The organism is Bacillus sp. LJBS06 (assembly GCF_016924995.1).
Classification (GTDB): domain Bacteria; phylum Bacillota; class Bacilli; order Bacillales; family Bacillaceae; genus Bacillus; species Bacillus stercoris.
On the sequence record NZ_CP070483.1, the window covers coordinates 2763591 to 2777898 of the forward strand.

Sequence of the window (14308 nt, forward strand, 5' to 3'; positions counted from 1 at the left end):
CCTTCCCGTTTATAAAATCATCATGCCTTTATATCAAAATGACGTAGAGCTCTCATTGTTTTTGATATAGGAAGGCCCATGACTGAATAATAATCTCCGTCTATTTTCTTTACAAAAAGCGCGCCTCTTCCTTGGATGCCGTATGCACCTGCTTTATCCATCGGCTCTTTTGTTTCAATATACGTCCAAATCTCTTCTTCACTGAGGGGCCAAAACGCAACTTCTGTCTTATCATAAAAAGTCTCGCTGTGATTTTCAGCTTGAATGCTGACCGCGGTTATTACTGAGTGACTTCGGCCTGAAAGCCTCCGCAGCATGGATGCAGCTTCTTCTTGATCCTGCGGTTTTCCGAGGCATTCGCTGTCAAGGCATACCATTGTATCAGCACCGATAACAATTGCATGCGGGTGGAGATCAGCAACAGCCTTAGCTTTTTGTTTTGCCAACCATTGGACGTTTTCTTCTGGTGAAAGGTTTCGATTTAATTTTTCTTCTACTTCACTGACAATAATGGAGTAGGGCAGCTGGAGAAGATCGAGGAGTTCTTTCCTGCGCGGAGATTGTGATGCAAGTATTAGCGGTTTTGTCATGTTCGTCATCCTTTCAGGGTTTGCTTAAGAAAAAAAGATACTCGTTTATCCTACCAAATCACGGGGCTTGTCACAATTTCAGAAAAATAACTTTTTCATGACAAAATAAAAAAAGCCTGTCACTAAAGGACGAAGGCTCACGCATTTTCTCTTATTTAACGACGGCTAACAGCTGCTGCTGAGCCTTCCATCCGGCTGCAGCACTTGGCTCCTCTAACTCCTTTAATGCCTGCAGAATCGCTTTTTTCTCTCCTGTTTCTGACGCTTTTGTTTCACCAAGCGACTTTTCTATTTTTTCTACACTCGCTTTTGCAATGTCTTCGCCGAGAATCGCCTTTGTCGCAAGCTCCGCTGTTTCCTTAAAAGAATCTGTCATATCCGACTCTATTGATAAAGAAAGCTCCTTACCTCCCCAAGCTTCAAAATCACTGTCGATTAAAAGCTGTCCTAACTGCTGTGAGACATCCTTTTCACTTGCTAAGCCTGCAATAACATACGTATACCCATCATCCTTTGACAGTGACACGGCGGAATAACCTTTTTCGGTCAATTGTTTTGTTAACGTTTCGGCACCCTTTTCATTTGAAAATTTCCCGGCTTGCACAGCGTATGTTTTGTATGTACCTTCAGTTTGTGCCGCTTGTTTTTCTGTGCCTGAGGTTTGTTTATCAGCAGAAGCATCTCCGGCTTTTGCCGTTTGGCTGCCTAGAGAATCCTCTAAAGAGGCCGGTGCTGACGCTTCTTTATTCCCCGATATGCTTAACGCGAATAGCCCTAATCCAGTGCCAATGACAGCCGCGAAGGCAATCGTCGCAGCCACTCTTTTTACTGGTTTGGCAGTCCCGGTCTTTCCTTTTGCATAAGACTTTGATTTTTTCTTTTGATAAGGAGGTACAACTTTAGGGTCCTCTTTAAACACCTTGTCCTCCTCGGAATCCCAATTAAATTCATCTTCATCAGGATGTTCCTGGGATGCCGCAACCTCTTGTTCTGCCTTTCTTTTTTCCTCCCAATTTGAAAATGTCATGCTTTTATCCGCCTCTGTATCTTGCGTCTCTTGTTCGTAAACTGTCTCTTCTTTTCCATTAATCGTCACCTTGAGGGCTTTTTCTGCGGCTTTACTGTTTTTTTTATTCTTTCTTTTTTTCAATTCCGCTTCCTCCCTTCATTTGCTTGACCGTTCTTGTCGGCTTTTCATGCTACACACTTTAGCACAGGCGAAAAAAAAAAGAACAAGACTTTTGTCGTCTTGTCCAAAAAACGTTCGTCAAATTTTTCAGCAGTCATCCCGATGCCATTTTGATATAAAACGAAATGATAGAGTTCCCATATAAATAGGTTAAAATACTCCCTGCCGCTATTGCAGGGGCAAAGGGAAGCGGCTGCTTTTTGGCGAGTCTACCAGTCAGAACAGCTGCCGACCCGTACAATGCGCCTATCAAAACAGAAAAGAAAAAGGCAGCCGCCAGCATTTTCACACCAAGCACAAAGCCAATCACCGCAAATAATTTAATATCTCCTCCCCCTACTCCCCCATGAGTGATTGCGGCAATTAAAGCCAGAAATAGAAATCCGGCTGCAGCACCTAACAGGCCTGCATACCAGGAATCAAGCGGAGAAATCAATCTCGCAGCGACCAAAAAGGGAAGGAAAAAAATCAATATTCGATTTGGAATCAGCATATAATGAAGATCTGTCACTGCAACAATAATGAGAAGAGAGAGAAACACGACAGCGGTTAACAATTCCAGCGACATGCCAAAGCGTATTCCTGCGGCGGCAAATAAACACGCTGTCACAAGCTCTGCCGCGGGATACATAAAAGAAATCCTATGCCCGCAGCTTTTACATTTACCTTTTTGAAATAGGAATGACAGGATGGGAATTAATTCTGCAGGGGTCAAAGCCCGCCGGCAAAACGAGCATGATGAACGGGGCGCGATAATAGATAGATGTAAGGGGATACGGCGTCCGGCCGTATAGTAAAAAGAACCAAGGATAAGCCCGAAGATAAAAAGAATGAATAGCATAGACAACACACCTTTACTCACTGAGTTATGGTATTGATTGTAGCAAAATGAGAAACCTGAACTCCAATCGGGATTATGCAATTTTACACATAAAAAAGCCGGCAGAATCTTTTTTCGATTCTGCCGGAACCTGATGCGTTTATTTCAACCGTTTGCGAATGTCAGAAATAAAATAAAGAGATCCGGTAATCAGCACAATTTCATGTGAGCCCTTTTTGCTTTCTATGAATTTGATCACATCGTCTGGATCTTCACTCCAGCTTTTATTGCTGATTTCACTTGCATCATAGAGATCTTTTGCAAGAGAAGCACGGGGAAAATCAAAAGAAGCAAAATGAATCTCATCAGCTATGGTTTCCAGTCTTTTAATCATGTTCTGATACGGTTTGTCCTTTAATGCGCTAAACACCACAGAAATGCGTGAATTGGCGAAACGCTGCTTCATCGTTTCCGCCAGCTTTTCAACACCTTCTTCGTTATGCGCACCGTCTAAGTAAACCGGAGGATCTTCTTGAACAAGCTCTAACCGTCCCGGCCAAGCAGCCTTCACAAGCCCGCTTCTTAACGCTTCATCACTGATATGGGCAATACTCTCCTTATTGAGCCACTCCGCAGCCAAAATGGATAAAGCAGCATTTTGTCTTTGGTGGGTGCCAATCAAGGATGTCCGAATATCTTCATAGCATTTTTCGCCCGTTTTGAATGAAAACTGTTCTCCTGCAGGCAGAGCCTCTTCATTGAAAATAACACAGGTATCATGTAATGACTGGAACGGCGCAGCATGCTGTTCAGCTTCATGGCGGATGACCTGTAAAGCTTCCGGCTGGGTAACTGCTGTAACGATTGGAATACCTTCTTTAATAATACCGGCCTTTTCTCCTGCAATTTCTTCAATGGTGTTTCCCAAAATGTTCATATGATCGTGTCCGATGCTTGTGATCACAGTTAAAAGCGGCTCTACTACATTCGTAGAATCGAATCTGCCTCCCAAACCTGTTTCAAAAATAACAAAATCAACCTTATGAAATTCTGCAAAATATAAAAATGCACAGGCCGTCATAATTTCAAATTCTGTCGGCTGCCCGTGTTCCGTTTGATCAAGGGCTTCAACGTGCGGTTTCATTTGATTAACGAGTGCTGTCCATTCCTCATCTGTAATCGGTGTCCCGTTTACGCTGATCCGTTCATTAAACGTAATGATATAAGGCGATGTAAACGTTCCTACCGTATATCCGGCTTCCTGCAGCATAGAACGGATAAAAGCGACAGTTGATCCTTTACCGTTTGTTCCTGCGACGTGGAGCGCGCGGATTTTTTTTTCAGGATGTCCTAAACGCGCCATCAGCTGCTCCATTCGGCCAAGCCCGGGTTTCACCCCGAATTTCAGCCGCCCGTGAATCCAGCTGCGCGCTTCTTGATATGCAGTAAACAATGATAATCCCCTCTTTTATAAGACAAGGCGGTTTCTCTAGAAACCGCCCCGGCTTTTCGTTAGCCCTTCAGCTCAGCCATTCGTTTTTGAACAGCGTCACGCTTTGCCACATAATCTTTTTCTTTTTCACGTTCTTCATCAATTACGTGTGCAGGCGCTTTTTTCATAAATCCTTCATTTCCAAGTTTCTTTTGGACGCGCTCGACTTCTTTCGTCAGCTTATCGAATTCTTTTTGCAGACGGGCAATTTCTTCATCAATATTAATTAAGCCTTCAAGCGGAAGAATAACCTCTGCTCCTGAGACAACGGCCGTCATCGCTTTATCAACAGCCTCGATATCCGTGCCGATTTTAAGCACGCTCGGATTCGTAAAGCGTTCAACATATGAACGGTTCGCTTCGAGGCGGGCTGCTATTTCGTCTGTGCTTGTTTTAATATACAGTTCAACCTGCTTGCTCATTGGCGTATTGACTTCACTGCGGATATTACGCACAGAACGGATCAGCTCAACAAGAAGCTTCATGTCAGCTGCCGCTTCAGTATCGGTATGCTCCGGCACGACAACAGGCCATTGACTTACTGTAATCGATTCCCCTTGGTGAGGAAGGTGCTGCCAAATTTCCTCCGTTAAGAATGGCATAAACGGATGGAGCAGACGCATCGTTTGATCAAGCACGTAAGCAAGGATGGAGCGGGTAGTTTTCTTAGCCGCTTCGTCTTCTCCATAAAGCGGAAGCTTCGCCATTTCAATATACCAGTCACAGAAATCATCCCAAATAAAGTTATATAAATGGCGTCCGACTTCACCAAATTCATATCGGTCAGCAAGCTGAGTCACGTGCTCGATCGTTTCATTTAATCGCGTTAAAATCCACTTGTCAGCGACTGATTTTTCGCCTGACAGATCAAGCTCATCGTACGTCATGCCATCCATGTTCATTAATGCAAAACGAGAGGCGTTCCAAATTTTATTGGCAAAATTCCATGTCGATTCCACTTTTTCATAGCTGAAGCGCAGATCCTGGCCAGGAGAGCTTCCAGTCGCAAGGAAATAACGCAGAGAATCAGCTCCGTACTTGTCAATGACATCCATCGGATCGACACCGTTGCCAAGAGATTTACTCATTTTCCGGCCTTGCTCGTCACGGATTAAGCCATGAATTAAAACATCCTTGAACGGGCGCTCGTTTGTAAATTCAATACCTTGGAAAATCATGCGTGACACCCAGAAGAAAATGATGTCATACCCTGTCACGAGAACGTCTGTCGGATAGTAACGTTTAAAGTCTTCAGCTGTTACATCAGGCCAGCCCATTGTGGAGAAAGGCCATAGCGCAGAACTGAACCATGTATCCAGCACGTCTGTATCCTGTTCCCAATTTTCGCTATCCTCCGGCGCCTCAAGCCCGACATATAGCTCTCCTGTTTCTTTATGATACCAGGCAGGAATACGATGGCCCCACCACAACTGACGGGAGATACACCAATCGCGAATGTTTTCCATCCAGTGTAAATACGTTTTTTCAAAACGGTCAGGCACAAAATTGACTTTTTCTTCTTTCTTTTGCAGTTCAATCGCTGCATCAGCAAGCGGCTGCATGCGCACGAACCATTGTGTAGAAAGATAAGGCTCCACAACAGCCCCGCTTCGTTCACTATGGCCGACAGAATGCATATGATCCTCGATTTTAAAGAGAACTCCCGCTTCCTGTAAATCTTTCACGAGCTTTTTGCGGCATTCAAAACGATCCATACCTTGATATTGCAATGCATTTTCATTCATCGTGCCATCTTCATTCATGACAAGAATGCGTTCTAAATTGTGGCGGTTGCCAAGCTCGAAGTCGTTCGGATCATGAGCAGGCGTAATTTTCACCGCACCAGAACCAAATTCCATATCAACATAGTCATCACCGACAATCGGAATTTCACGATTTACAATCGGCAGGATCACCGTTTTTCCAATAAGGTGTTTATAGCGTTCGTCTTCAGGGTGCACGGCAACTGCTGTATCACCAAGCATCGTTTCAGGACGTGTCGTCGCAATTTCAATTGAACCTGTCCCATCAGCAAGCGGATAGCTCATATGATAGAACGCGCCTTGAACATCCTTGTAAATCACCTCAATGTCGGATAGGGCTGTCTTTGTCGCTGGGTCCCAGTTAATAATATATTCGCCTCTGTAGATCAGGCCTTTTTCATAAAGCTTAACGAATACTTCCCGTACCGCTTTGCTTAAGCCCTCATCCAGCGTAAAACGTTCCCGGGAATAATCAAGGCCAAGACCTAATTTCGCCCACTGGCTGCGAATAAAGTCAGCATACTCTTCCTTCCACTTCCACGTTTCTTCGAGGAATTTTTCACGGCCCAAATCGTAGCGGGATTTGCCTTCTTCACGAAGTTTCGCCTCCACTTTAGCCTGTGTCGCGATGCCGGCGTGGTCCATGCCAGGCAGCCACAGCACATCATAGCCCTGCATGCGTTTCATTCTTGTTACAATGTCTTGCAGCGTTGTATCCCATGCGTGGCCAAGGTGTAGTCTTCCAGTTACGTTTGGCGGCGGGATAACAACAGAGTACGGCTCTTTTGCTTGGTCACTGCCCGCTTCAAAAAATTTGCCTTTTAGCCAAAAATCATATCGGTCTTTTTCGACCGCTGCCGGATCATATTTCGTCGGCATTGTTTGTTCATTCGTTTCCATCATAACCCTCCAGCATGTTTAAAAATGGCTGAGAACGAAAAAAGAGCTCTTCATCCCTGTAAAAGGACGAAAAACTCTTTCGCGGTACCACCTTTTTTCATGAACTCTATCAGTTCATGCACTTATAACGGATAACGGGTGTTTCCCGAATTTCTCTACTCTTCCTTCAAGAAATTATGCTCCCGGGCGACCTTCCAATCAGACAGCATAAGAAGCCTTTCAGCAAACGGCTTCTCTCTCTGCATGCGCCTTTTTTGTACTCTTCCCGTTCTAAGCAGGTGTATTTATCAGCTCATTGTATACATTATTTATGTTCTTTATTATAGTAAAAGTGTTTTTGATTCGTCAATCATCTTTTCCAAAAACACCGCTTTCTATACAGATAGGCAGGCACCTATTGCCCAAGTTTACATATGATGCTTGTAAATGCGCAGAGGAGGATGCACTGTGAAGAAACGTTTCAGCTCTTATTCGCTGCCGCCATGGGTCAGGCAAATTCGGCTTGTATCCGCACAAGTGATTATTCCCATTACGATTTTTCAAGGAATCAGAACCATTTTCTTTCCGACAACCTTTGATGTTTTGCTGCTCGCAATCCTAATCTTTTTAGCTTGCGCCCTTCATTTAGAATGGATATAAACAAACAAGTCCGCGCCATTAAGACGTGGACTCGTTTTCAGCCTGAAATTTTTTCTCTTGTTCAATCTGATGAATTTTCATCACAAACGGCTCTATATTTTTCATTTGCCAATACGCCTTTAATAATTGTGTACATTCTTCTTTTTCATGCTGTCTTTTCCCGGCTTGATAACCGTTCAGCACCTTGTACATGGCTTGCGGATAAGCCATATAGCTGAGAAATAGACTGACTTCCGCTTCACGTAAAGGAAATGATTTCGTGTATCCATAAAACCATTCGACGCATTCCGGACAAGCTTTCGGAAAGCCTCTGAACATTTTTGTAAAAAAGCCGAGCAGGTCGTTTTGCGGCGGGCCGACAGAAGCTCTTTCGAAGTTTGTAAAATATCCCGTCCCGGTATCATTATATAGAAAATGGTGTATAGACAGGCTGCCGTGGTTCATTACAACCCTTGAAACATCCTTTTCTTTTGCCGACTCATACCAGTCCTCCAGCCGCTCCAGCGCAAAGTTCACCGCGGAGATGGTTTCTGAAAAATAGGTGATGGCCTGAAGTTCAAAAGGAGAAAGGTACCACTCCTTCTCTGCTCTATCCACAAACTGTTCATAGAAGATCTTATCATGTTCCCACTTTTTTTTCGTTTGACCGTAATACCGTTCAATCTCATCACGCCTAACCTTTAGTTCCTGCATGGTTCTTTCGTGAAGGCGGGCTGTCTCTCTAAATAAATAAGCATGTTTCTGATCACGTTCTTCTTCTTGGTCAAATTGGAGCCAAGGCATTAAATAGTAGGTATCTCCGTATTGCCTGCCTGCTGAGAAAAACTCACCGCTATTTGTTCTGTATACAGGAACAAATGAACGAAAACCTTTTTCCTCAATCGCCACCATATGATCTGTAAATTGCCTGCCGCGACCCTCTTTCAACTTTTTCAGGGCGAATACGCCGTAGTCTGTATACACTTTCCAAACAAGAGGACTGACAGGCTCAATAAATTGAGCAGTCAGTCCGTATTCCTGAAGAACCGATTGGGTATCTTCCATTTCATTCACCACATTTTCCGATCGCTTACGGTTTATGCATGGCTATTTTTATATTGAGGAATATAGAGAATCTGTCCTGCTTTTAATTCATCATCCAAGGCTAAAGAATTCATCCTGATCAGCTGCTGGGATGTAATTTCATACCGTTCGCATAAACGTTCGATCGTATCTTCCTGCTGCACAATGCAGATTTTCATTCTCGAAAACTCATCCTCTTCTCTTGTAAAAAGTTTCGTTAGATAAAGAGAATTATCACTTTCCTTTGTTTGAGGTTCCTTCGTTTCAGCAGCAGGAGAAACCCTAGGAACAGCATTCGTTTCCTTCCTTTCAGTCTCAGAGGATTCAGGCAGCTGGAAGGATTGAAAAGGTGTTTCTTCCATAGGCTCTTCAGCCGGTGGTGTTTTTCTCACTTCAATTTCGAAGCTTTCTTCCTCTTGTTCTTCCTCCTCCAGCAGCTTAGGCGCTGAATAAAAAGAATCCTCCTCTTCTTGTTCGGGCAGGAAGGTACGATAGGCCGGTTCAGGCGATTCTTCTTGATCCTCCTCTGAGCCTGTTTTTTGATGGAAATGGAAATGTAAATCGGCTTTGTCATTCTCCGCATATACAGCTGAAGCTGATTCTCTGCTATCTTCTATGGAGAGAGCGGCCTCTGGTACATTCTCCAAAGCTCCATCCGGTTCCGGCTCTTCTTGACAAAGCGCCGTACCAGCCTGATCCGATTGAGGCTCTTCTTTTTGAGCCTCTTGACGCAATGCGTATTCATGAATAGATGTTTCTGCTTTTTCCTCTTTGACCACAGTCTCTGAATGAAGTTCAGCTTCCAATGCAGGCGATTCTTCTGCGCCAGCGTGTTCACGAAGCTCATCCTCCGCTGGAGAGTCTGCTTTTTCACGAACATCTGCTGCAGCTGCCGGCTCTGCCGTTTCTTTTTTTGCTTTAACGATCTCTTGAATCTCTATTTCTGAAGCAGCAGGTTCTGGCTCCGATTCTGCTTTTTCTGTACGAACCTCTGCTTCCATCACTGCAGGCTCTTCAGCCTCGTCTTCCTCTTTTCCATCTTCTCTGGCCTCTGGTTCTGAAGCAACCGATTCAGGCGGCTCAGATTCTGCTTTTTCTGTCTCCAGTTCTTCACGGAGCCCTGCTTTTGAGACAAAAAGTTCTGGCGGTTCATCCTGAAGAACTGCTTTCTCTGCCGATGATGCACCTGGTTCTTCTACATTATGTGCCGGCGGCTCTGAAAGCTCTTCCTCCCTGAATGCCTCAGGAGCTTCATATAAAGGTATCTCCGGTTCTTTGTCTTGCGTATCATCCAAAAGACCTTCGATCGCTAAATCAGCTTGAATTGTTAAAATGCGCGAATCCGTTAATTGATAGTCAAATGCGTCAATAAAAACAAAGACATCCTGTAAATGGCTCACTTTATTTTTTGGAATGGTAATATCCACAGGAAAACAGTGAGCCAGTTCCGCACTTCCATCCTCTCTCTTTCTGACTTGCTCAACAAACCGCTTATCTGTATACATCTCTTCGGTATGTTTGTTTTGATCTATGTTGTACTCACCTGTAAGTTCAAGCGATCCTCTGATTGATACATAATCATTTACTTCCTGAACCCTGATATCAGGATCTAATGAAATTGAAAGCAGTTCAGAAACTTCCTGTCCTTTTTGGAAACAGATCGATTCTTCTACAGAAAATTGCAATCGATGATTTTGCGGCAAGTTCATATCCTCCTTTCATCTAATCCTTAAAATTAGATGTCACTAAAGGTGTATGTATGAACTGGAGAAAATATGAGTGGGAGCGCACGAAAAAACCGGCACAAGGAGTCCTTGAGGCCGGTTTTCACTCTTATCTGCGGCTGATCTCAGCAAATACGTTCTCAGCTGCCTGGATTGTGTTTTCAATATCTTCATCAGTATGGGCCGTTGAGAGAAACAGTCCTTCGAATTGTGATGGCGGAAGGAATACCCCTTCATTTGCAATCCCTTTATAATAGCTTGCAAACAGCTTCAAATCTGATGATTTCGCTGTTTCATAATTGATGACAGGTTCGTTTGTAAAGAAGAAACCAATCATGGAACCTGCACGGTTAAAGGTATGCGGAATGCCATGTGCCTCGGCGGCTTTTGAAATTCCTTCTTCCAGCCTGTCGCCTTTTTTGATGAAATTCTTGTAGGATTCAGGTGTCAGCTGCTTCAATGTCTCTAATCCAGCCGTCATCGCAAGCGGGTTGCCTGACAATGTACCCGCTTGATAGATCGGACCGCTCGGAGCGATCTGTTCCATGATTTCTGCCTTTCCGCCATAAGCGCCGACAGGAAGTCCGCCCCCGATTACTTTTCCTAAACAAGTCAGGTCAGGCGTTACGCCGAAGTAGCCTTGAGCGCAGTTATAGTCGACGCGGAAGCCTGTCATCACTTCATCAAAAATCAGTAGGGAGCCATATTGCTCAGTGATATCACGCAGACCCTGCAGGAAGCCTTCTTGCGGCGGAACAACGCCCATATTTCCGGCAACCGGCTCTACGATGACTCCCGCAATGTCTTCACCGAATTGCTGGAAAGCAAGCTTTACACTTTCTAAATCATTGTACGGAACGGTGATGGTATTTTTTGCAATGCCTTCAGGCACACCAGGGCTGTCAGGCAGACCGAGAGTGGCTACACCTGAACCCGCTTTAATCAAGAGGGAATCGCCGTGTCCGTGGTAGCAGCCCTCAAATTTTAGAATCTTGTTGCGGCCCGTATAGCCCCTTGCCAAACGGAGGGCGCTCATTGTAGCCTCCGTTCCGGAGCTGACCATACGTACAATTTCTACAGATGGCACACGATCAATGACGAGCTTTGCCAGTTCATTTTCCACTTCTGTCGGAGCACCGAAGCTTGTCCCGTATTCAGCCACTTTTTTAAGGCTTTCAACAACGCGGTCATTCGTATGTCCTAAAATTAAAGGCCCCCATGACAAGACGTAGTCAATATATTCATTCCCGTCAATATCAAAGATTTTCGAGCCTTTTCCGCGCTCCATAAAAATCGGGTCCATGTCTACCGATTTAAATGCGCGAACGGGACTGTTCACACCACCCGGCATGAGTTTTTGTGCTTCTTTAAAAGCCGATTTTGATTTTTCATAGCTTCTCATCTGCCTCAACTCCTGTCAACTGAATAAAATTACTCCGCAAGCCATTTCGCTGCGTCTTTCGCATGATACGTAATAATCAGGTCCGCACCCGCGCGCTTCATGCTTGTCAAAATTTCCAACACAATTTCTTTTTCCTTGATCCAGCCGTTCTGAGCTGCAGCCTTCACCATTGAATACTCTCCGCTTACATTATAAGCGACGAGCGGCAAAGTAAACTCATTTTTCACGTCACGCATGATATCCATATATGAAAGCGAAGGTTTGACAATCAAAAAGTCCGCGCCTTCCTCGACATCTGATTGTGCTTCGCGGAGTGCCTCCATACGGTTGGCAGGATCCATCTGATATGTTTTGCGGTCACCAAATTGCGGTGTGCTGTTTGCTGCGTCACGGAACGGACCGTAAAACTCACTTGAATATTTTACAGCGTAAGACATGATTGGAATATTGACGAATCCTTCTTTATCGAGCGCTTCTCTGATCACTGTAACAAATCCGTCCATCATGTTTGATGGCGCAATGATATCCGCACCTGCCTTCGCTTGGCTGACAGCTGTCTGCGCCAAAAGCTCAAGCGATTCATCATTGAGGATGACCCCGTCTTTGACAAGTCCACAATGGCCGTGGTCTGTATATTCGCATAAGCACGTGTCAGCGACAACCACCATTTCAGGGAAGTGTTTTTTAATTTCCGTGATGGCTTTTTGAACGATACCATGATCGTGGTACGCTTGAGTTCCGCAATCATCCTTTTCTTCCGGGATGCCGAACACGATAACAGATTGAATTCCCAGTTTGACCAGCTCAGCTACTTCATCCTTCAATAGATCTAATGATACATGATAAACATCAGGCATTGACGGAACAGCTTTTTTGCCTTCAAGCCCTTCAACGACAAAAATCGGATAGATAAAATCGGATGGATGCAAACGTGTTTCCTTTACCATCTCTCTCATTGCATTTGATGTCCGCAGGCGGCGGTGTCTATTAAATGATTGACTCATATTCTCTCTTCCTCTCTAGACATGCTGCACATTAACTCAAGCATGCCATCTATTGTAAATGTATCTGGTGTATACGATGTAATGCCATACGTCAGAAGGGCGTCCCTTGTTAAAGGTCCGATGGTGATACAGGCAGTCTCATTCGCCTTCCACTTTTTTAATTCTTCTCCCAAGACATGCATAAACGTATGTACGGTTGATGAACTCGTAAATGTTACATAGTCAAAGGAATATTGACCCGCAGCCTTCTTCAGTGCTTTGATGCCTTCTTCGTCCGGAATCGTTTCGTAGAGAACCCATTCCTTCACTTCAAAACCGAGCGGAACAAGCTCTTGTTTTATCACATCACGTGACAAATTCCCCTTCATCACGGTAATCCGCTCTCCCGGTTCAGCATGCTGCTTAAGAGCGGCAGCCAATTGTTCAGCAATATAGTCCTGCGGCATCACATCAACCGATACGTTATGCGTTTTTAAACGGCGGGCGGTTTTTTCACCGACGGCCGCAATTTTTTTATGTGCAGGGAGAATAAGCTGATTTTCCTTCAGATAAGAAAAAAAGAAGTCTGCCCCATTCACGCTTGTAAAAACAAGCCAGCCTGGCGCGGCAAGATCCTCTCTCACCTGTTCCGCAACATCATTCGGCAAAGCGGGGCGAAACGTAATCAAAGAGGTCAAAACCGCTTTTCCGCCAAGCGCCTCCACTTTGTGCTGAAATGATGTTGCCTGTGCCTTATTCCGGGTGACAAGCACTGTTTTTCCTTTCAGGGGAAAATCATTTTCCATCCTCATCAAGCTCCCGTTTTACACGATCAATTAAATCTTTTGCTCCTTTGTCAGCCATAAGAGCGGCACAGCGCTTTCCTACTTCTTCCGGATCGTTGCCGATGACGGTTTCTTTAAAAATGATTTTGCCGTCAGGAGAAGCGACAAGCCCTGTCATTTCAATTTCATCCTGTCCGTTTAACACGGAGTAGCCTGCGATCGGAACCTGGCAGCCGCCCTCCATCGCATTTAAAAAAGCACGTTCTGCCAAAACAGTCCGTTTTGTATATTCATCTGTAAACTGAGAAAACAACGCCAACAGCTCTTCATCCGATTCTCGGCACTCAATCGCCAGTGCTCCTTGCCCCACAGCAGGCAAACAACGCTCAGGCTCAAGGAATTCGGTTACGACATCCTGCTTCCACCCCATTCTGGAAAGGCCGGCAGCGGCTAAAATAATCGCGTCATAATCCTCTGTTTCAAGCTTTTGAAGTCTCGTATCTATATTCCCTCTAATCCATTTAATTGTAAGGTCAGGCCGCTCAATCAAAAGCTGTGCGCTTCTTCTTAAACTGCTTGTGCCAATGACAGCGCCTTCCTTCATTTCTGAAAGCTTTACGCGATTTTTTGAAATAAGGGCATCACGAGGATCTTCCCGTTCAGGAATACAGCCGATCACAAGGCCTTCAGGCAAAACAGCAGGCATGTCCTTCATGCTGTGCACTGCCATATCAATTTCTTCGTTTAAAAGCGCTTGTTCAATTTCTTTGACAAACAGCCCTTTTCCACCCACTTTTGAGAGTGTGACATCGACAATCCGGTCACCCTTTGTCACGATCTCTTTAATTTCAAAAGCAAACGAAGGGTTAATTTCTTTTAGTTTTTGGATAACCCATTTTGTTTGAGTCATAGCGAGTTTGCTTCGTCTGGAACCTACTTTAATCGTTCTCATCATTTCT

The 14308-nt window shown here is 44.6% G+C and carries 12 protein-coding genes and 1 other annotated feature; of the genes, 1 reads left to right on the plus strand and 11 read right to left on the minus strand.

What is annotated here, in order from left to right; all coding sequences use genetic code 11:
* Window positions 1-20: 20 nt before the first annotated feature.
* The 5 genes from JQX68_RS14130 to valS form a co-directional block, all read right to left on the minus strand.
* Window positions 21-590 carry a Maf family nucleotide pyrophosphatase gene (locus JQX68_RS14130; protein ID WP_040082267.1) on the minus strand — a complete coding sequence of 190 codons (570 nt, stop codon included), beginning with the start codon at window positions 588-590 and terminating at the stop codon, window positions 21-23.
* A gap of 151 nt (window positions 591-741) precedes the next feature.
* Window positions 742-1740 (minus strand): SPOR domain-containing protein, encoded by a 999-nt coding sequence (locus tag JQX68_RS14135; RefSeq protein ID WP_147772315.1) that lies wholly within the window; start codon window positions 1738-1740, stop codon window positions 742-744.
* Between the two features lie 133 nt (window positions 1741-1873).
* Window positions 1874-2620 (minus strand): prepilin peptidase, encoded by a 747-nt coding sequence (locus tag JQX68_RS14140; RefSeq protein ID WP_136654296.1) that lies wholly within the window; start codon window positions 2618-2620, stop codon window positions 1874-1876.
* 139 nt (window positions 2621-2759) lie between these two features.
* A complete protein-coding gene (locus JQX68_RS14145) occupies window positions 2760-4052 on the minus strand; it encodes a bifunctional folylpolyglutamate synthase/dihydrofolate synthase (RefSeq protein WP_147772316.1) in 1293 nt (430 codons plus the stop codon).
* 59 nt (window positions 4053-4111) lie between these two features.
* Window positions 4112-6754: a valine--tRNA ligase gene (gene valS / locus JQX68_RS14150; RefSeq protein WP_014664855.1), complete on the minus strand. Its 2643-nt coding sequence runs from the start codon at window positions 6752-6754 to the stop codon at window positions 4112-4114.
* 59 nt (window positions 6755-6813) lie between these two features.
* Window positions 6814-7036 (minus strand) — a binding site (T-box leader).
* A gap of 165 nt (window positions 7037-7201) precedes the next feature.
* Here valS and JQX68_RS14155 point away from each other — a divergent pair.
* Window positions 7202-7393: a hypothetical protein gene (locus tag JQX68_RS14155; protein ID WP_003222590.1), complete on the plus strand. Its 192-nt coding sequence runs from the start codon at window positions 7202-7204 to the stop codon at window positions 7391-7393.
* 18 nt (window positions 7394-7411) lie between these two features.
* Here JQX68_RS14155 and cotN read toward each other — a convergent pair whose 3' ends face one another.
* From cotN to hemC, 6 genes are all read right to left on the minus strand, one after another.
* Window positions 7412-8437 (minus strand): spore coat protein CotN, encoded by a 1026-nt coding sequence (gene cotN, locus JQX68_RS14160; RefSeq protein ID WP_147772317.1) that lies wholly within the window; start codon window positions 8435-8437, stop codon window positions 7412-7414.
* 32 nt (window positions 8438-8469) lie between these two features.
* On the minus strand, window positions 8470-10158 hold the full coding sequence (locus JQX68_RS14165) for a LysM peptidoglycan-binding domain-containing protein (protein ID WP_147772318.1): 1689 nt from the start codon (window positions 10156-10158) through the stop codon (window positions 8470-8472).
* Window positions 10159-10288: 130 nt separating this feature from the next.
* Window positions 10289-11581: a glutamate-1-semialdehyde 2,1-aminomutase gene (hemL, locus tag JQX68_RS14170; RefSeq protein ID WP_147772319.1), complete on the minus strand. Its 1293-nt coding sequence runs from the start codon at window positions 11579-11581 to the stop codon at window positions 10289-10291.
* Between the two features lie 29 nt (window positions 11582-11610).
* A complete protein-coding gene (gene hemB, locus JQX68_RS14175; RefSeq protein WP_071581540.1) occupies window positions 11611-12585 on the minus strand; it encodes a porphobilinogen synthase in 975 nt (324 codons plus the stop codon).
* Complete coding sequence (gene hemD, locus JQX68_RS14180) at window positions 12582-13370, minus strand: uroporphyrinogen-III synthase (RefSeq protein ID WP_071581541.1); 789 nt, start codon at window positions 13368-13370, stop codon at window positions 12582-12584. Before hemD ends, hemB begins: the two co-directional genes overlap by 4 nt.
* Window positions 13360-14304, minus strand: coding sequence for a hydroxymethylbilane synthase (gene hemC / locus JQX68_RS14185; protein WP_080478258.1), 945 nt, complete (start codon window positions 14302-14304; stop codon window positions 13360-13362). Before hemC ends, hemD begins: the two co-directional genes overlap by 11 nt.
* Window positions 14305-14308 lie beyond the last annotated feature (4 nt).